The sequence below is a fragment of the Mesorhizobium sp. B2-4-15 genome (assembly GCF_006658505.1).
GTDB lineage: Bacteria > Pseudomonadota > Alphaproteobacteria > Rhizobiales > Rhizobiaceae > Mesorhizobium.
Genome location: NZ_VFUZ01000007.1, coordinates 77,214 through 95,327 on the forward strand (window position 1 = coordinate 77,214; position 18,114 = coordinate 95,327).

Annotated in this window: 15 protein-coding genes; 4 read left to right on the forward strand and 11 right to left on the reverse strand. The window is 62.3% G+C overall.

What is annotated here, in order from left to right; all coding sequences use genetic code 11:
- Window positions 1-29 precede the first annotated feature (29 nt).
- From FJ930_RS10670 to FJ930_RS10685, 4 genes are all read right to left on the reverse strand, one after another.
- A complete protein-coding gene (locus FJ930_RS10670) occupies window positions 30-1,835 on the reverse strand; it encodes an ABC transporter ATP-binding protein (RefSeq protein ID WP_140739911.1) in 1,806 nt (601 codons plus the stop codon).
- A gap of 365 nt (window positions 1,836-2,200) precedes the next feature.
- On the reverse strand, window positions 2,201-2,614 hold the full coding sequence (locus FJ930_RS10675) for a GNAT family N-acetyltransferase (protein ID WP_141837429.1): 414 nt from the start codon (window positions 2,612-2,614) through the stop codon (window positions 2,201-2,203).
- A 47-nt stretch (window positions 2,615-2,661) separates the two neighbouring features.
- Window positions 2,662-4,338, reverse strand: a complete 1,677-nt coding sequence (locus FJ930_RS10680) for an NAD+ synthase (RefSeq protein ID WP_141837431.1) — start codon at window positions 4,336-4,338, stop codon at window positions 2,662-2,664.
- A 124-nt stretch (window positions 4,339-4,462) separates the two neighbouring features.
- A complete protein-coding gene (locus tag FJ930_RS10685; RefSeq protein ID WP_141837433.1) occupies window positions 4,463-5,179 on the reverse strand; it encodes a DNA-3-methyladenine glycosylase I in 717 nt (238 codons plus the stop codon).
- Between the two features lie 88 nt (window positions 5,180-5,267).
- Here FJ930_RS10685 and FJ930_RS10690 point away from each other — a divergent pair, with 88 nt between their 5' ends.
- Together FJ930_RS10690 and FJ930_RS10695 are read left to right on the forward strand one after the other, a co-directional pair.
- Window positions 5,268-5,828, forward strand: coding sequence for a DUF1003 domain-containing protein (locus FJ930_RS10690; protein ID WP_141837435.1), 561 nt, complete (start codon window positions 5,268-5,270; stop codon window positions 5,826-5,828).
- Complete coding sequence (locus FJ930_RS10695; RefSeq protein ID WP_140739926.1) at window positions 5,825-6,412, forward strand: DedA family protein; 588 nt, start codon at window positions 5,825-5,827, stop codon at window positions 6,410-6,412. Before FJ930_RS10690 ends, FJ930_RS10695 begins: the two co-directional genes overlap by 4 nt.
- A gap of 8 nt (window positions 6,413-6,420) precedes the next feature.
- On the opposite strand, the gene FJ930_RS10700 is transcribed toward FJ930_RS10695, so the two are convergent.
- The 3 genes from FJ930_RS10700 to FJ930_RS10710 all read right to left on the reverse strand — a co-directional run bounded on the left by FJ930_RS10700 (window position 6,421) and on the right by FJ930_RS10710 (window position 7,991).
- Window positions 6,421-7,008 carry a hemerythrin domain-containing protein gene (locus FJ930_RS10700; RefSeq protein ID WP_141837437.1) on the reverse strand — a complete coding sequence of 196 codons (588 nt, stop codon included), beginning with the start codon at window positions 7,006-7,008 and terminating at the stop codon, window positions 6,421-6,423.
- Between the two features lie 129 nt (window positions 7,009-7,137).
- Window positions 7,138-7,497 carry a diacylglycerol kinase gene (locus FJ930_RS10705; RefSeq protein ID WP_140693033.1) on the reverse strand — a complete coding sequence of 120 codons (360 nt, stop codon included), beginning with the start codon at window positions 7,495-7,497 and terminating at the stop codon, window positions 7,138-7,140.
- Between the two features lie 77 nt (window positions 7,498-7,574).
- The gene (locus FJ930_RS10710) at window positions 7,575-7,991 is read right to left on the reverse strand and encodes a GFA family protein (protein WP_141837440.1); all 417 of its coding nucleotides are present in this window, start codon (window positions 7,989-7,991) and stop codon (window positions 7,575-7,577) included.
- 432 nt (window positions 7,992-8,423) lie between these two features.
- On the opposite strand from FJ930_RS10710, the gene FJ930_RS10715 reads away from it, so the two are divergent.
- Window positions 8,424-9,494 carry a diguanylate cyclase gene (locus tag FJ930_RS10715; protein ID WP_141837442.1) on the forward strand — a complete coding sequence of 357 codons (1,071 nt, stop codon included), beginning with the start codon at window positions 8,424-8,426 and terminating at the stop codon, window positions 9,492-9,494.
- A 115-nt stretch (window positions 9,495-9,609) separates the two neighbouring features.
- On the opposite strand, the gene FJ930_RS10720 is transcribed toward FJ930_RS10715, so the two are convergent.
- The 3 genes from FJ930_RS10720 to FJ930_RS10730 form a co-directional block, all read right to left on the reverse strand.
- Complete coding sequence (locus tag FJ930_RS10720; protein ID WP_141837444.1) at window positions 9,610-10,983, reverse strand: 3-deoxy-7-phosphoheptulonate synthase class II; 1,374 nt, start codon at window positions 10,981-10,983, stop codon at window positions 9,610-9,612.
- A 211-nt stretch (window positions 10,984-11,194) separates the two neighbouring features.
- The gene (gene mfd, locus FJ930_RS10725) at window positions 11,195-14,692 is read right to left on the reverse strand and encodes a transcription-repair coupling factor (RefSeq protein ID WP_141837446.1); all 3,498 of its coding nucleotides are present in this window, start codon (window positions 14,690-14,692) and stop codon (window positions 11,195-11,197) included.
- Between the two features lie 71 nt (window positions 14,693-14,763).
- On the reverse strand, window positions 14,764-15,051 hold the full coding sequence (locus tag FJ930_RS10730; RefSeq protein WP_141837448.1) for a succinate dehydrogenase assembly factor 2: 288 nt from the start codon (window positions 15,049-15,051) through the stop codon (window positions 14,764-14,766).
- Window positions 15,052-15,143: 92 nt separating this feature from the next.
- Between FJ930_RS10730 and recG the strand changes: the two genes are divergently transcribed.
- Window positions 15,144-17,252 carry an ATP-dependent DNA helicase RecG gene (recG, locus tag FJ930_RS10735; protein ID WP_141837450.1) on the forward strand — a complete coding sequence of 703 codons (2,109 nt, stop codon included), beginning with the start codon at window positions 15,144-15,146 and terminating at the stop codon, window positions 17,250-17,252.
- Here recG and FJ930_RS10740 read toward each other — a convergent pair.
- Window positions 17,204-17,956: a DUF502 domain-containing protein gene (locus FJ930_RS10740; protein WP_141837452.1), complete on the reverse strand. Its 753-nt coding sequence runs from the start codon at window positions 17,954-17,956 to the stop codon at window positions 17,204-17,206. The two genes, recG and FJ930_RS10740, sit on opposite strands and share 49 nt — an antisense overlap.
- Between the last annotated feature and the right edge of the window lie 158 nt (window positions 17,957-18,114).

The following is an 18,114-nucleotide window of genomic DNA, read 5'->3' on the forward strand; positions in this document are numbered from 1 at the left end:
GCCATGCGTCACGCATGGCCCCGGTTCGGTCAGATCACCAGACCCTTGGTCAGTTCGAGCGCCTGGCGCTCGAACAGGCGGCGGTAGATGCCGCCCTTCAGCCGGATCAGTTCGTCATGCGACCCTTCCTCGACGATCTTGCCGCGATCGAAAACCAGCAGCCTGTCGAGCGCCCGAACCGTCGACAGCCGGTGCGCGATGACAAGCGTCGTGCGGCCGACCATCAGCCGTTCCATGGCTTGCTGGATCAGCACCTCCGATTCCGAATCGAGGCTCGATGTCGCCTCGTCCAGGATCAGGATGCGGGCATCGGCAAGGAAGGCGCGCGCGATGGCCACGCGCTGCCGCTCGCCGCCCGACAGTTTCACGCCACGCTCGCCAACCAGCGTGCCGTAGCCCTTCGGCAGGTTGACGATGAAATCATGCGCGCTGGCCAGCCTGGCGGCATGCTCGATCTCCTCCTGCGTCGCGCTTGGCCTGGCATAGGCGATGTTCTCGGCCAGCGACCGATGGAACAGGATCGGCTCCTGCTGAACGATCGCGATCTGGCCGCGCAGCGACGCCTGCGCCACATCAGAGATATCCTGGCCGTCGATCAGGATCTTCCCGGCATTCACGTCATAGAGCCGCTGGATGAGCTTGACGAAGGTCGTCTTGCCCGAACCCGAATGGCCGACGAGCCCGACACGTTCACCCGGCGCGATGTCGACCGAAAAGTCGCGATAGAGCGGCGACCGGTGATTGCCGTAGTGAAAGGTGACCTTGTCGAAGCCGATGGCCCCTCGCGTGATCCGGATCGGCCTGGCGCCGGGCCGGTCCTCGATGCCGAGAGGCTCGGACTGGAAATCGACCAGTTCCTCCATGTCGTTGATCGAGCGCTGCAGGTTGCGGATGTGCGTGCCGATATCCCGGAGATAACCCTGCAGCACGAAGAACGAGGTCAGCACGAAGGCGACGTCGCCGGCGCTCGCCTGCCCCCACGACCACAGCATCAGCGACAGGCCGATCACCGCGGCCCTCATGACCAGCAGCAGCGCCCCTTGCGTGGTGCCGTTGATGGTGCCGCGCACCCAGGTGCGCCGCGTGCGCGCCCGCCATTTGGCGACCACCCTGGCAAGGCGACGCTCTTCGCGCTCCTCGGCGCCAAAGCCCTTGACCACGGCATTGCAGCTCACTGCATCGGCGAGCGAGCCGCCGAGGCGCGTGTCCCAGGTATTGGCGAGCCTTGCGGCCGGCGCGACATAGCCCAGCGACAGCATCGCCGTCACCGTGATGAACAGTACCGAGCCCGCGGCCACGACCACGCCCATCAGCGGCCAGAACCAGCCGAGCAGCAGCGTCGAACCGACGAGCATGACGACCGACGGCAGCAAGGCGATCAGGATAGTGTCGTTCAGCAGGTCGAGCGCCCACATGCCGCGCGTTATCTTGCGCACGGTCGAGCCGGCGAAGGAGTTGGCATGCCAGTCGGTGGAGAAGCGCTGCACGCGATGGAAGGCGTCTGCGGCAATGTCTGCCATCATCTTCAGCGTCAGCTCGACGATCGCCATGAAGGCAAGGTTGCGCAGCACGACGCCGGTCAGGGCCAGCGCCATCAGCATGGAAAACGCCGTCATCGCCGCATTCCAGGCAATGGGGTCCGCGCCGGCGCTGCTGGCGACGGCATCGACCAGCCGGCCGGAATAGAGAGGTGTCAGGACGTCGGCCAGCGTCGACAGCAGGAAGCCGCCCATGATCAGCGAAAGCCGCCAGGGCTGGCGCCGCCAATGGAGAAAGGTAAAGCCAAGAACACTGCGAAACGCGCTCGCGCGCAAATCGATCTTAAAACGAGCCATGATGTCATTCGGGCGCAAAAAGCCCGATCCCGGTAAAGTCGAAAACGGAAAAAACCGCGTTGGGGCTGATTGCCCATGAATGCGGAGGTTCGGCTATGGTTGGTCGGCTGCCCAAGGGGGCGACCGGCAGCGGCAAATGCCTTTTCTACGTCCGGGGTGGTTCCGATACTTCGGAACACCGGCGCAGACCTAGGCCTCGCGGCCTCGCATAACGATGTCAAATCCTGGCATTCGGACCTCCCTGAAGGGAATCGCGGAGAAGTCCTTATAGAGACGCCCTATAGCTTCGCCAAGGCAGGCCGCCGCCGAAACGGCATCTGGTCCAAGCAATGAGACGAATTTGCAACAATTGCACTCATCGCCCGTCAGGACGTCGGTGTACGATCAAGGCGCATATATCGGCCATCGGTCGACGGCTTGAAAGCCAGCTTCTCGTACATGCCGTGCGCATCGCTCGTCGACAGGCTCCAGTGCGAAACGGTGCTTAGCTCCGGATGGTCGATGAGTGCCCGCACCAGCCGCAAGCCGATGCCACGCCCGCGATGCTGCGGCCAGATGATAATGTCGGCGAGATAGGCGAACACCGTGCGGTCGGTGATGGCCCGACCGAATCCGACCTGTTTGCCGTCGATATAGGCGGCGGCGCAGAACGAATGGGCAAAGGCGCGGCGGTGCGTTTCATCGCTGCGGCCGTCGCCCCAGTAGCTTGCCATCAACAGGTCCGACGTCGCCCGGAAATCGATCCGCGACAGGTCGAAGCTGATTTCACAATCAGGCATGGCTGTATCTCCCCCACGGTGCCGCGTATTTTCAATCAGCGAGCGAGTTACTCGCGATCCCTGAAACGGTTGGTGACGGGATAGCGGCGGTCGCGGCCGAAATTCTTCCTGGTGATCTTCACGCCCGGTGCCGCCTGCCGGCGTTTGTATTCCGCGATGTAGAGCAGATGCTCTATACGCGTCACCGTCGCCCGGTCATGACCGCGCGCCACGATGTCGTCGACGCCCATCTCGTTCTCGACCAGGCATTCCAGGATATCGTCCAACACCGGATAGGGCGGCAGCGAATCCTGGTCGGTCTGGTTCTCGCGCAATTCCGCCGACGGCGCCTTGTCGATGATATTCTTCGGGATGACCTCGCCCGACGGTCCGAGCGCGCCCGGCGGCACATGGCTGTTGCGCCAGCGCGACAGCGCGTAGACCTGCATCTTGTAGAGGTCCTTGATCGGATTGAAGCCGCCATTCATGTCGCCATAGAGCGTGGCGTAGCCGACGGACATCTCGCTCTTGTTGCCCGTGGTGACGACCATCGAGCCGAACTTGTTGGAAATCGCCATCAGGATGGTGCCGCGCGCACGGCTCTGCAGGTTCTCTTCGGTGATGCCTTCCTTGGTGCCCTCGAAAAGCTGCGTCAGCGCATGCATGAAGCCTTCGACCGGTTCGAAGATCGGCACGATGTCATAGCGGCAACCGAGCGCGCGGGCGCAGTCCTCGGCGTCCTTCAGCGAATCCTTCGACGTGTAGCGGTAAGGCATCATCACCGCGCGCAGCCGTTCCTCGCCAAGTGCGTCGACGGCAAGCGCCGCGCAGATCGCCGAATCGATGCCGCCCGACAGGCCGAGCACGACATTCTTGAAGCCGTTCTTGTTGACGTAGTCGCGCAGACCCAGCATGCAGGCCCGGTAGTCGGCTTCCTCCCGCTCGGGGATTTTCGACATCGGCCCCTCAGAGCAGGCCCAATGATCATCCTGTCTTTTCCAGGTGGTGACGTCGACCGCCTCCTCGAACTGGCTCATCTGGAAGGCAAGCCGTTTGTCGGCGCCAATAGCAAACGACGCGCCGTCGAAGATCAGCTCGTCCTGGCCGCCGAGCTGGTTGGCATAGATGATCGGCAGGCCACACTCGATGACCTGCTTGATGACGACCTGTTGGCGGACATCGATCTTGGCGCGGTAATAGGGCGAGCCGTTCGGCACAAGCAGGATTTCCGCCCCGCTTTCGGCAAGCGTCTCGCAGATGCCGATCTCGCCCCAGATGTCCTCGCAGATCGGAATCCCGATGCGCACGCCGCGGAAATTGATAGGCCCCTGGATCTCGGGCCCAGCCTGGAAGACGCGCTTCTCGTCGAATTCGCCGTAGTTGGGAAGATCGAGCTTGTAGCGTTCGGCGATGATCTTGCCGCCATCGGCGAAGACGATCGAATTGTGCGTGCCGCTCTTGCGCTTCAGCGGCGTGCCGATGACGACGCCGGGGCCGCCATCGGCGGTATCGGCGGCGAAGTCCTGCGCCGCGCGCTCGCAGGCTTTCAGGAAGGCCGGCTTCAGCACCAGATCCTCCGGCGGATAGCCGGCGAGGAAAAGCTCGGTATAGAGCACGAGATCGGCGCCCTGGCGGGCGGCATCCGCCCTCGCCTCGCGAGCTTTGGCGAGGTTGCCGGCGACATCGCCGACAGTCGGGTTGAGCTGGGCGATTGCGATGCGCAGGATGTCAGGCTTCTTGGTCATGCCTGCTGACTTAGCGCGGCAAAATACGCCTCGCAATGGCGTTCGCTTGGACCACCCCAGACCGATTGACGGGCATCAACGGTGTCAGGCCGAATGATTGGGTGAACGGTGTCCAGACCGACGATCAGTCCTCGCCCATGTACTCGCGCAGCGCTTGCGGAGAATGGTTGTCACCGATCGACATCGCCAGGATGCGCGAAATGTGCCGCCGCGGCAAACCTGTCTCGGCAGCCCACCGGTTGATCTGCGCCTGGACTTTATCGAGGTCCTTCTTCGAGGTCGGGCTTTCCGCGATATCGAGCCCGGCGTCGCGAAGTGCCGCCGCCATATCGGTCGAAATGACGAAGGCATCCCAGCCCAGCCAGCGCAGGAAATACTGGCCGGTGTTGCCGCCGAGCCGGCTACCATGCTTGCCGAGATAGGCCATCAGCCCGACCTGATCATCGGCCGGCCATTCGGCAAGGAAATTGCCGAAGCCGCCATGCTCTTTGGACACGCGCTCGACAAAGGCGGCGTTGTCGCGAACGGACCTGATCTTCTGCGGGTTGCGCACGATGCGCTGATCGGAAGCCAGATCGTGCCAGAAATCGTCAGGCTGGAACAACAGCCGCTTCGGCTCGAAACGCAGAAACGCCTCCTCGAAGCCTGGCCATTTCTGCTCGATGACGCGCCAGACGAAACCGGCGGCGAATATCCGCTCGGCCATCGTCGAGAGAATGCGGTCGTCCGCGATCTCGGCGACGGCGGCGTTGTCGGGCACCGGCCCGAGCAGCGTCGAAAGCTCCGCTTCGCCGCCCTTGCGTTTTGCCGCGCGCAGGCGAATTTTCTGAAAATCGGCCATCGGTCCCTCGCTGTCCGCCGCAATGTATCACTTCCCCTGGGAGCCGGCAGCCTCTACCTCTATCGCCAGCCCAGACCTGGAGACAGCCATGTACAAGACGATCGATGAACTGGCGAATCGTTGGTTCAAGCGACGGCCGGACGGCCTCACCCAGTTGGAGAGCCGTGTGCTGCAGTCAACGTTCGAGCGCACCACCATCACCAGGGACACCAACAAGGCTGTCGCCTTCCACCAGACCTTCGGCGACCGGCTTGCCGACACCATCGCCCGCATCGGCGGTTCCTGGTCCTTCATCCTCGCCTTTCTGGCTTTCCTGGTCCTTTGGACCGCTGGCAATGTCTGGCTTCTGTCACGCGATGCCTTCGACCCCTACCCGTTCATCTTCCTCAATCTTGTCCTGTCGATGCTTGCCGCCATTCAGGCGCCGGTGATCATGATGGCGCAGAACCGCCAGATCGAGCGCGACCGCATCGATGCCGCCCATGACTACGAGGTCAATCTGAAGGCAGAGATCGAAATCATGGCGCTGCATGAAAAGCTCGACGAACTGCGCCACAGCCAGATCCTCGGCATGCGCGACGAGATCGTGCGGCTGGCCGAACAGGTGCAGCGGATCGATGAAAGGCTGTCGCAGCAGCCGGCTTCATGACCGATACGATCCATCATTTCATCGAACAATACGGGCTGCTTGCGGTCTTTCTCGGCTGCGTTGCCGAAGGGGAAAGTGCGGCCATCCTCGGCGGCTTCTTCGCCCACCAGCATATCTTCGTGCTGTGGCATGCCTTTGTCGCGGCAGCACTCGGCGCCTTCGCCGGCGATACGGGCTTCTTCATCCTTGGGCGAAGCTTTGCCGATCATCGCTATGTCGTGAGATTGCGCCGGCGCCCCGGTTTCCGCCGCGCCTACCATCTGCTCAACACCCATCCCAACATCTTCGTGCTGTCGAACCGTTACATCTACGGCATGCGCCTCGTCGGCGGCATAGCGGCCGGACTGTCGCGCATCTCGATGCTGCGTTTCGTCGTCCTCAACGCCGCCTCGTCGACGGTTTGGGCAATCCTGTTCGGCACGATAGGCTACATCTTCGGGCTGGGAGCCGAGCAGCTTATCGGCAAGGCATTGGCCCGCCACGAGCGCCTGTTGATTGGTCTGGGGATCGGTCTGGCGGTGGCCATCATTGCCTGGCTTGTGGCGCGCCATGTCGCCAGCAAGGAGCGAGCCAGGGAAAGCTGAGCTGATCGTCAGTCTATATCAAGCGCCCGATCGCCCCGGTCGAGGATCAGCGGGATGATCAGATCCTCCTCGTCGGCGAGATGCCGGGTCAGCATCGCGATCAGCCGGCTGTTCTCGTCGGCATAGGCATCGGCGGCGAAGCGCTGCTTGTCCTCGCCTTCCTGAAGCGTGCGGATAAAGGCATTCGCCGCCTCGGCGTTACGTTCCAGTCCTTCATGGATCGTGTGGTGGTCGGCGTCGAGGATTTCAAAGCCGCGCTTGAGCCGCGCCTCCGCCTTGGCAAAGACCGGAAAATAATGATGGTCCTCGACATTGTGGTGGCCATCGAGATTTCCGAGAAAATGATTGAGACGCGGCGCGAACCACCGCGCGAAATCGGGTGCCGTCAGCCTGCCTTCGCGATAATCGCCAATGCCGTTGGTGAGCATGCCGCCGAGCTCGCGGAACATGTCGTGCCGCTGCAGCCACATATTGGCGATGCCGTGAATGTTGGCGTGGCCCTGCCAGGTTTCGCGCGGATATTTCTCGGTCAGCCAGCGCAGGTCATCCGGCAAGCCTTTGCGTTCGAGAAGCAGGGAATTTGTAAATTCGAACATGACAGTTTCCTTAGCCATGATCCCGAAACGTGGAATCGGTTTTCGGAAAAGATCATGGCCAACATAAACCAGAGCGTCCCGATTTCATCGGGATCAGGCTCCGGTGACTGTCATATAGGGATCAGAGTCTCAGATCGGAACCCCGGCTACGCGCTCGATGAGAGCGATGCCCCAGACGCCACCAGCAATCACGACCGAAATCAGCACCGCCAGCGAGCCGCAATCCTTGGCGAGCTGGATGTCGATGTGGAATTCACGAGAAATCGCGTCACAGGCCGCCTCGATGCCGGTGTTCAGCACCTCGACCATGATCAGGAGCAGCACTGCGCCGATCAGCAGCGCGTAGCTGCGCCACGACACTGAAATGAACCAGCCCGCGGGCAAGGCCAGCACCAGCAGCATCAGTTCCTGCTGGAAAGCCTTCTCACTAACGGCGAGCTTGCGAAATGCCCGCACCGAATTGATAAAAGCATCGATCAGCCGCTGCATGCTAGACCCCTTTGCGAACCACCGGCACGGGATAAAGCAACGGCCCGATCAATGGAATAAGGCGTCTTGTCCAAAATTCATTCAACGACCGGTATAGACGGCGTCGACTTTTCAAACTGCGGCAGCCCGTCATGGATCGAATAATAGTCGCCCTTGTCGCCGACAAAGATATGACATTGGCCCTCGAGGCCGGTCGGCCTGTCGAACGATCCCGCCATGACCGAAATGTAGACTTGATCCCTTGGTTTCCAGAAAAGCACTGACCCGCATACTTTGCAGAAGCCGCGCCTGGCGAAGGCGGACGCCTCGTACCAGGTGATGTTTTCCGCGCCTTCGATCACGATGTCGGCATCGGCAACATTGGTCGCGGCATAGAAGTGCCCGCTTTGTTTACGGCACTGCGAACAGTGACAGTAGACGACGCCCCGCAGTGCACCGCGCGTTCGGAAGCGGACCGCTTTGCACAGGCACGATCCCTGGTGACTGTCACTCATTTCGGCACTCCTTGAAGAACCTCGTCCGTCATCGTGAAGAACCTCGTTCATCGTCGTCAGGAGTCCAGCCTTGCGGTGGTTACGCGCAAGCAAATACGACACCGACCGGCGTGACGATTTCGAAATTCAAATTCATTTTCAGCCGCGCGCCGCGCGGTTTCTAATTCAAAGCCGCCAAACTGCGTGTTGTCCCTCGATTGGTGGTGCAGAAATTCATGTTTCTACAGCCACAGGTAGAGAAAGACCCGTGGAAGTCGTGCGGATTAAGGAAACTTTAGCGCTGACGCAATTATGGTCTCTCAAGCAAAGGTCGTCGGTGGGGACGCGTCTCTTCGCAAGATGTTCTGGAATGTCGGCAGGCCGCTCCCCCCGTTCAGCGATCAGTGGACCCACATATTCTGCGTCGGAATCCAAGGAAAGAGTGTATCAGATATGCAGCCGGCAGCAGCACCAACCGAACAGAACACCGATATCGCATCCGCTGTTGTCACCACGATGCGCCAGTTAGGCGTGCTCGGCCTGCCGCGCAATTACGAGATCTTCTATGAAGCGCTAAGTGGTACCAATCGTGAACTCAGCCTTGCCGTGCTTTCACTGAATAGCCGGCCCACACAGGACGAGCTGGACAAGATCGGCCGTTCTTTCTTTGCCCAGAACCATGGCCCAGGCATCGTGGAGCATGCGCGGGACGTTATCGCCAGGGAACTCGAGGAAGTCGCATCGCTGTTGCGGAGCGAGCGCAGCCATATCGAGAAATACGGCAGGATTCTCGATGAGACATCGAGCGGCCTGAACAGCCGCAGCCTGCTCTCCCAGGATCTTCTGCAAAAGATCGCCAACGCCATGTCGATCGCTACCAATTCGACCATCGACCACGGCCGACAGGTCGCCTCGACACTCAATGACAAGACGGCGGAGCTCGAGAGCGTCAAGTCGAAGCTCGAGGAATACAAGCGGCTGGCCAACACCGATCCGTTGACCCAGATCTGGAACCGTCGCGCCTTCGACAGGGAAATTACCCGAATCTACAACAGCAACAAAGGCATTCTGTTCAACGCATTGATCCTTGCCGACATCGATCGGTTCAAGGATATCAATGACCGGTATGGCCATCCGGTCGGCGACAAGATCATCCAGATCATCGCCGAGATTTTCCAGACCAGCATTCGCGGCGATATGTTCGTCGCGCGCACCGGCGGCGAGGAGTTCGCGCTGATCATCGAGGGTGCCAGCGAGGACGCCACCTACGAGATCGCGGAGCGCATTCGCGCGCTGATCGAACAGACGCCATTCGCCAGCAGCCAGACCGGTATGAAGTACGGTACCGTGACGGTCTCGATGGGCATCTGCATGGCATCCGAGGCCGACGGTCCCGAGGACCTCTACACCAAGGCCGACCGGGCGCTCTACCGCTCGAAGGTCAGCGGCCGCAACCGCGTCACCAAGCATTCGACGATGGCCGGCCGCGCCGGCAAGAGCTGGCTTCTCTACAAGAAAGACTGATGCCTCCCGTTCGCCGATCGCGCCGGCATCGGCGGAGGCACCAGCCATGAACTGAAAATGGAAAGGCGCCGGATTTCTCAGGCGCCTTCGCACCGATCGATTGGGGTCGGCAGGATCAGCCGTTAACGGCGTGCTTCTGCTGGATCGGATGGCTCTTCTTCAGCAGATCCGACACCAGAAACGCCAGTTCGATCGCCTGGTCGGCATTGAGGCGCGGGTCGCAATGCGTGTGGTAGCGGTCCTGCAGTTCCTCGGCCGTGATGGCGCGTGCGCCGCCCGTGCATTCGGTGACATTCTTGCCGGTCATCTCGACATGGATACCGCCCGGATGCGTGCCTTCAGCGCGATGCACTTCGAAGAAGGTCTGCACTTCCTTCAGGATGCGATCGAACGGCCGCGTCTTGTAGCCAGCGGCCTCGATCGTGTTGCCATGCATTGGATCCGATGACCAGACCACGCTGCGGCCTTCCTTCTGCACCGCGCGCACCAGCTTCGGCAGGTGGTCGGCGACCTTGTCGGAGCCGAAACGGGCGATCAGCGTCAGCCGACCGGGCTCGTTCTCGGGATTGAGCAGGTCGATCAGCTCCAGCAAGCCGTCAGGCGTCAACGATGGACCACATTTCAGGCCGAGCGGATTCTTGATGCCGCGGCAATATTCGACATGCGCGTGGTCGGGCTGGCGGGTGCGATCGCCGATCCAGATCATGTGGCCAGAGGTGGCGTACCAGTCGCCCGAGGTAGAATCGACGCGGGTCAGCGCTTCCTCGTAGCCGAGCAGCAGCGCCTCGTGGCTGGTGTAGAAATCGGTCTCGCGCAGCGCGTAATTGGTCTCCGAGGTAATGCCGACGGCCTTCATGAAGTCCATCGTCTCGGTGATGCGGCTGGCAAGCGACGCGTACTTTTCGCCTTGTGGGCTGTCTGACACGAAGCCGAGCATCCAGCGATGCACGTTCTCAAGGCTGGCGTAGCCGCCCTGCGCGAAGGCACGCAGAAGGTTGAGCGTCGCCGCCGACTGGCGATACGCCATTTCCTGGCGGGCGGGATCGGGAATACGCGACTTGGCGTCGAACTCGATGCCGTTGATGATGTCGCCGCGATAGCTCGGCAGCGTGACGCCGCTCTTGGTCTCGTTGTCGGACGAGCGCGGCTTGGCGAACTGGCCGGCAACGCGGCCGACCTTCACCACCGGCTGCGCGCCGGCGAAGGTCAACACGACCGACATCTGCAGGAAGACGCGGAAGAAGTCGCGGATGTTGTCCGCGCCATGTTCGGCGAAGCTCTCGGCGCAGTCGCCCCCCTGAAGGAGGAAGGCTTCACCGGCGGCGACGGCCGCCAACTGCTTCTTCAGCTTGCGTGCCTCACCGGCAAAGACCAGCGGCGGAAAGGTGGCGAGTTGGGCTTCCGTGTTCTTCAGAGCGGTAAGATCCGGATAGGCGGGAACCTGCTTGATCGGCTTTGCTCTCCAAGAATTCGGCGACCATTTCGTCATCGCTGCACCCAACGCTCTTTCCGAGCAATTCCAGGAAAAGTGTGAAACGGTTTTCCCACAGGAATTGCGTCAAACCAATAAATGGGCGCCATTTGCCCGCCAAGCCCCACATGGGACCGCGGCTCCATACACGAAGCCGATTTCCTATTCTAGACCGGAATTTCAGCCTTGGCGAATGGCTTGAGGCACCCAGGACCACCCGAACCTGAGATCAGGCGGCCTTTTCCGCCAACTTCGCCAGCTGCGTCATGACAACCGCGGAGCCTGCCAGGCGTTTTTCGGCATTCGGCCAGTCGCGCACGAAGACGACGCTATGGTCCGGCCTGATCTTGGCCAGCGAGCCCTGCTCGCCGATGAATTTGACCAGCCCGACCGGATTGGGGAATTCGCGCTTGCGGAAATGGATGACGACGCCCTTCGGCCCGGCATCGAGCTTCTCGACATTGGCCTTGCGGCAGAGCGCCTTGATGAAGACGATCTTCAGGAGATGCTTCACCTCCTCCGGCAGCGGACCGAACCGGTCGATCAGTTCGGCTCCGAAGGCGTCGATCTCCTCGGTGTTTTCGAGATCGCCGAGACGGCGATAAAGCGCCAGCCTGAGCTGCAGGTCGGGCACATAGGTTTCCGGGATCATCACCGCCGTGCCGACGGCGATCTGCGGCGACCAGCCGCCGTCCTGAACCTCGCCGGAATCCTTCACCTCGGCGACGGCCTCCTCCAGCATCTGCTGATAGAGCTCGAAACCGACCTCCTTGATGTGGCCGGACTGCTCTTCGCCCAGAAGATTGCCCGCGCCACGGATATCGAGATCATGGCTGGCAAGCTGGAAGCCGGCGCCCAGCGTGTCGAGCGATTGCAGCACCTTCAGCCTGCGCTCGGCCGTGTCGGTGAGCTTGCGGTTGGCCGGCAGCGTGAACAGCGCATAGGCGCGTACCTTCGAGCGGCCGACACGACCGCGCAGCTGGTAGAGCTGCGACAGGCCGAACATGTCCGCGCGGTGGATGATCAGCGTGTTGGCGGTCGGGATGTCGAGACCGGATTCGACGATCGTGGTCGACAGAAGCACATCGTACTGGCCGTCATAGAAGGCATTCATGATGTCGTCGAGTTCACCAGGCGGCATCTGGCCGTGAGCTACCGCCACCTTCAGTTCCGGGACGGATTCCCGCAGGAAATCATGTATCTCCGAGAGATCGCTGATGCGCGGAACCACGTAGAAGGAATGCCCGCCGCGATAGCGCTCGCGAAGCAGCGTTTCGCGGATGACCAGCGGATCGAACGGCGAGATGAACGTGCGCACCGCCATGCGGTCGACCGGCGGCGTGGCGATCAGCGACAGTTCACGCACGCCCGTCAGCGCCAGTTGCAGCGTGCGCGGGATCGGCGTCGCCGACAGCGTCAGCACATGGACATCGGTCTTCAGGTCCTTCAGCCGTTCCTTGTGCTTGACGCCAAAATGCTGCTCCTCGTCGATGATCAGCAGGCCAAGATTCTTGAACGAGATCGAGGATCCGAGCAGCGCATGGGTGCCGACGACGATGTCGACCTGACCTTCGGCCAAAGCCTTCTTCGTCTCCGCGAGTTCCTTGGCGCCGACCAGCCGGGAGGCCTGGGCGACGCGGATGGGAAGCCCCGAGAAACGCTGGGAGAACGTCTTGAAATGCTGGCGTGACAACAGCGTCGTCGGCACCACGACGGCGACCTGAAATCCTTCCATCGCCGCGATGAAGGCGGCACGAAGCGCCACTTCGGTCTTGCCGAAGCCGACGTCGCCGCAGATCAGCCGATCCATCGGCTTGCCGGCGCCAAGGTCGTCCCGCACCGAATCGATCGCTGTCTGCTGGTCGTCGGTCTCCTCGTAGGGGAACCGGGCGGCGAATTCATCATAGAGGCCTTCGGCCGGCACCAGCGGCGGTGCGGCGCGCATCTGCCGCTCCGCGGCGATGCGGATCAGCTGTCCCGCCATGTCGAGCAGGCGCCGCTTAAGCTTTGCCTTGCGCGACTGCCAGGCGCCGCCGCCAAGCTTGTCCAGCGTCGCTTCGGCCGAATCCGACCCGTAGCGCGACAGGAGCTCGATATTCTCGACCGGCAGGAACAGCCGGTCGTCGCCTGCATAATGGATTTCCAGGCAGTCATGCGGCGCACCAACCGCTTCGATGGTACGCAGGCCGATGAAGCGGCCAATGCCATGGTCGGCATGGACGACGATATCGCCGGCTGATAGGGCCGAAGCTTCGGCAATGAAGTCAGACGCGCGCTTCTTGCGCTTCGAACGGCGGATCAGCCGATCGCCGAGAATGTCCTGTTCGGCGACGACGACCAGCTTTCCGGTCTCGAAGCCGGATTCCAATGGCAGAACGGCCAATGCCGCCTGCCCCGGCTCAAGCTGTTCGGCCTCCGTCAGCGTGTCGACCTGCTTGAGATTGCCGAGATGATGCTCGGCCAGGATTTGCCCAAGCCGGTCGAGCGAACCTTCGGTCCAGCCGGCAATGACGACACGGCGGCGCGCCGCGCGTTCGTCGGCGATATGCCTGACGACAACATCGAAGACATTGACGTTCGGGTCGGCGCGCTCCTCGACGAAGCTGCGGCCATGGCGTGAGCCGGCGTGATAGACTTTCTTGGCACCGGCATCGGGCGCGTCGAAGGGAGTGAAATCGATCGCTTCGCGCGGTCCGAGCGAGGCGATCAGGTTTTCCGGCGAGAGGTAAAGCAGATCCGGCGCCACCGGCTTGTAAGGCACGGCATCCCTTAGCGCGCTGTCGGCCTGCTTTTTCCGCGCCTCGTAATGATCGAGGATCAGCGTGTGGCGTTCGGCAAGCGCCTCATGCGCCAGATGGTCGAAAACGACGGGCGTGTCCGGCAGATAATCGAATACCGTCTCCAGCCGCTCATAGAAGAACGGCAGCCAATGCTCCATGCCGGCGAAGCGCCGCCCTTCACTGACCGCGGCGTAGAGGCCATCATCACGCGACGGCGCGCCAAACGCCTCGATGTAGGCGCGGCGAAAGCGGCTGATGGTTTCGGGCGTCAGCGCCACTTCGCTCATCGCCTGCAGCGCCATCGACTTGCGCTGGCCGGTGGTGCGCTGGGTGGCCGCGTCGAAGACGCGGATCGATTCCAGCGTGTCGCCGAAGAAATCGAGCCTCAGCGCCTCGGTCCAGCCGGGTGCGAACAGGTCGAGAATGCCGCCGCGCACCGCGAATTCGCCGATGCCGCGCACCGTCGGCACGCGTTCGAAGCCTGACGTTTCCAGCCGCGCGATCAGCACGTTCATGTCTATCTGGTTGCCCGGCCTGGCATGGAAGGTCTGCGCCTCGACGAGGTCGGCCGGCGGGACGCGCTGCAGAAGCGCATTGGCGGTGGTGAGGATGACGGCACGGTGCGGCTTCTTCGCCAGCGCGATCATGGCGGTCAGCGCATCGAGGCGCTTGGCGGCGGCATCCGAACCGGGCGACACCCGGTCATAGGGCAGGCAATCCCAGGCCGGCAGCTCCAGCACAGGCAGGCCGGGTGCGGCGAAAGACAGCGCCTCGACGATTGCCGGCAGGCGCTGGCCGTCGCGCGCCACGAACAGCACCGGCTTGTCGGGTGCGATTTCGAGGGCCGTCTGCACCAGGGCGAAGGCTTCATAGCCGTCGGCGACGCCATCCACGATGAACTGGCCGGCGCGGCCCTTCGGCAGGCCAATGATGGGAATGAGGCTCATCAAATCACGGTCTTGGTTGTCGCAATTCCGGACGGAAAACCGCTTAGCACTTTTCCTGGAATTGCTTGTGTTCAGAAGGTCATGGTCCGGCGGGACGCCAGGATTTTTTGCAGGACGGCACAATCGATATCCGCCGGAACGGGGCGTTCGCCGGTAACCAGCGGCAGGAATTCGGCGTCGGGGATGTCGAGGAGCCTCTCATATTGGTCGATTTCCTCGCCGGTCAAGGAACCGATCTCCGCGTCGGCGAACGTGCCGAGGATCAGGTCCATCTCGCGCAGGCCGCGATGCCAGGAGCGGAACAAGAGTTTGCGGCGGTGGGCATCCAGCCCCTCGCTTGATCGTTTCGTTCCGGTCATTGTGCCGCATCCTCGCTTGCTGCGGCGCATATAGCGTGGATAGAAGGTGCTGTCAGCCTTGCGCTGCGGCCCTCGCGACATAAGCTGACATCATGCGCCCATCCATCCTCGATCCGCTGTTTGTCCCGATCACCTCGCTTGCCGGCGTCGGGCCGAAGGTCGGCGCGCTGATCGAGAAGGTGGTGACCGCCGATCTCGGCGATCGCGCCGCGCGTGCCGGCGATCTTCTGTTCGTGCTGCCGCACACCGTCATCGACCGCCGCAACCGGCCCGGCATCGCGCTTGCCGCCGAAGGCGCGATCGTCACGCTCGAGGTGCGCATCGATCGCCACCAGCCGCCGCCGCGCGGCAACAGGTCGGTGCCCTACCGGGTCTTCGCGCATGACGATACCGGCGAAATCGGCCTGACCTTTTTCCATGCCCACGCTGCCTATCTCGAAAAAGCAATGCCCGTGGGCGAGCATGTCGTGGTCTCCGGCCGCATGGAATGGTTCAACGGCCGCCCGACCATGGTCCACCCCGACCACATAGCGCTGGCCACTGAAGCGGAGAACCTCCCGCTCGTCGAACCGGTCTATCCGCTCACCGCCAGCCTCTCGGGCAAGGTGCTGCGCCGCGCGATCGGTCAAGCGCTGGCGCGCGTGCCCGATTTGCCAGAGTGGCAGGATGGCGCTTTCATGCGCCGGCACACCTTTCCCGCCTTCGCCGATGCGCTCGCGCGCATCCACAACCCGGCGGATCCGATCGACGTCTCGGTTGAAGGCGCGTCCTGGCGACGCCTCGCCTATGACGAATTTCTGGCAGGTCAGGTCTCGCTGGCGCTGGTCCGGGCAAAGGTCCGCCGGCTGTCCGGTCGTCCTTTGGTGGGTGACGGCAGCATCGTTGAGAAACTGCGCGCCGCCCTTCCCTATTCGCTGACATCAAGCCAGGAATTCGCGTTCGCCGAAATCAATGCCGACCTTGCCGACCCCGAACGCATGCTGCGGCTGCTCCAAGGCGATGTCGGCTCCGGCAAGACCGTGGTCGCGCTGCTGGCCATGGCGCGCGCCGTCGAGGCCGGCGGCCAGGCGGCACTGATGGCGCCGACCGAAATCCTGGCGCGCCAGCATCTGGCGACGATCGCGCCGCTTGCCGCCAGGGTCGGGCTGCGCATCGCCATCCTGACCGGCCGTGAGAAAGGCCGCGAGCGCACCGATACGCTGGCCGGACTGGCAAGCGGCGAGATCGACATCGTCGTCGGCACCCACGCGCTGTTCCAAGAGACTGTCGCCTTCCATGATCTGGTGCTGGCCGTCATCGATGAGCAGCATCGCTTCGGCGTTCACCAGCGGCTTGCCATCACCGCCAAGGGCGACGCGCCCGACATGCTGGTGATGACCGCAACCCCCATTCCACGCACGTTGGTGCTGACCGCCTTCGGCGACATGGACGTGTCGAAATTGACGGAGAAACCTGCCGGCCGCCAACCGATCCGCACCGTCACCTTGCCGTTGGACCGGCTCGACGAACTGGTTGGCCGCATGGTCGACGCCGTCGCCGGTGGCCAGAAGATTTATTGGATCTGCCCATTGGTCGAGGAATCCGAAGAGATCAAGCTGATGTCGGCAGAGGACCGTTTCGCCTCGCTGAAACCGCTGTTCGGCGACCGGATCGGCCTCGTCCATGGCCGCATGAAGGGCGGCGAGAAAGATGAGGCGATGCGTGCCTTCAAGCAGGGCGAGACGCGCATCCTGATCGCCACCACGGTCATCGAGGTCGGCGTCGACGTGCCCGACGCCACCGTGATGGTCATCGAGCATGCCGAACGCTTCGGCCTTGCCCAATTGCACCAGCTGCGCGGCCGGGTCGGGCGTGGCGACAAACCCTCGTCCTGCGTGCTGCTCTATAAGGATCCGCTCGGCGAGACCGCAAAACGCCGGCTGTCGGTGATGCGTGAGACCGAGGACGGTTTCCTGATTGCCGAGGAAGACCTGAAATTGCGCGGCGAAGGCGAATTACTGGGCACCCGCCAGTCCGGCACGCCGGGTTTTCAGGTGGCGCGCATCGAGGCGCATGCCGATCTGCTCGAGGCTGCCCGCGATGATGCGAGACTGATCCTGTCCCGCGACCCGGAGCTGCAATCCGACCGCGGCGAAGCGCTGCGCCTGCTGCTCTATTTGTTCGGGCGCGACGAGGCCGTGCGGCTTCTGCGCGCCGGGTGAGGTCCTAGCGGCGGGTTGGCCACCGTTCCGTTGATCGGCTCGCCATTCAGCGTCACCATCTTGGTTTTCACTTCCGGCGCTACTAGGCCAGCCGATACAATCAGTTTTGCGCCGTCCTCGATCGTCATGTCGAGCAGCACGATGTCGGACTTCGGCACATACATGAGGAAGCCGGTCGTCGGATTAGGCGTGCAGGGCATGAACACGGCGATCAGCGGGTCGCCCTCCTGGTCAAGCTTCTCATTGATCTCTGTCTCCTTTTCGCTGGCAACAAACACCAGCGACCAGACGCCCTTGCGCGGATATTCGACCAGCCCAACCTGGCGGAACATGTCGCCCTTGTTCGACAGGACGGTCTCGAAAATCTGCTTCAGCGAGCCGTAGATGCCGCGCACCAGCGGCATGCGGCCAAGCAGGCGCTCGCCGAAACCCACAATGGCGCGGCCGACAATGTTGGCGGCGAAGAAGCCGATCACCGTGATCAGGATAAGCGCGACGATCAGCCCGAACCCGGGCACCGGGAATGGCAGGTAGGTATCGGGGCTGTAGCGTGCCGGAATATAGGGTTTTACCCAGGAATCGACCCAGCTGATGAACGACCAGGCGATATAGGCGGTGATCGCCAAGGGCGCGCAGACGATGAAACCTGTGAGGAAATAGTTCCTCAGCCGGGTCATGCCGGAGGTCTTCGGAGCATCGGACATGGTTCACCGGAGGCGCGGGTTGCAACGCAACATTAGTGAACCGGAAGCCGGTTTGGAACTGCGAAGTTTTTAAAGGGCTTGTTATGCCGCGGCCCCGAGCGGTTCGATCTTCTCCAACTCAGGGGCGAGTTTTTTCGCTTCCGTCTCAAGCTCATAGG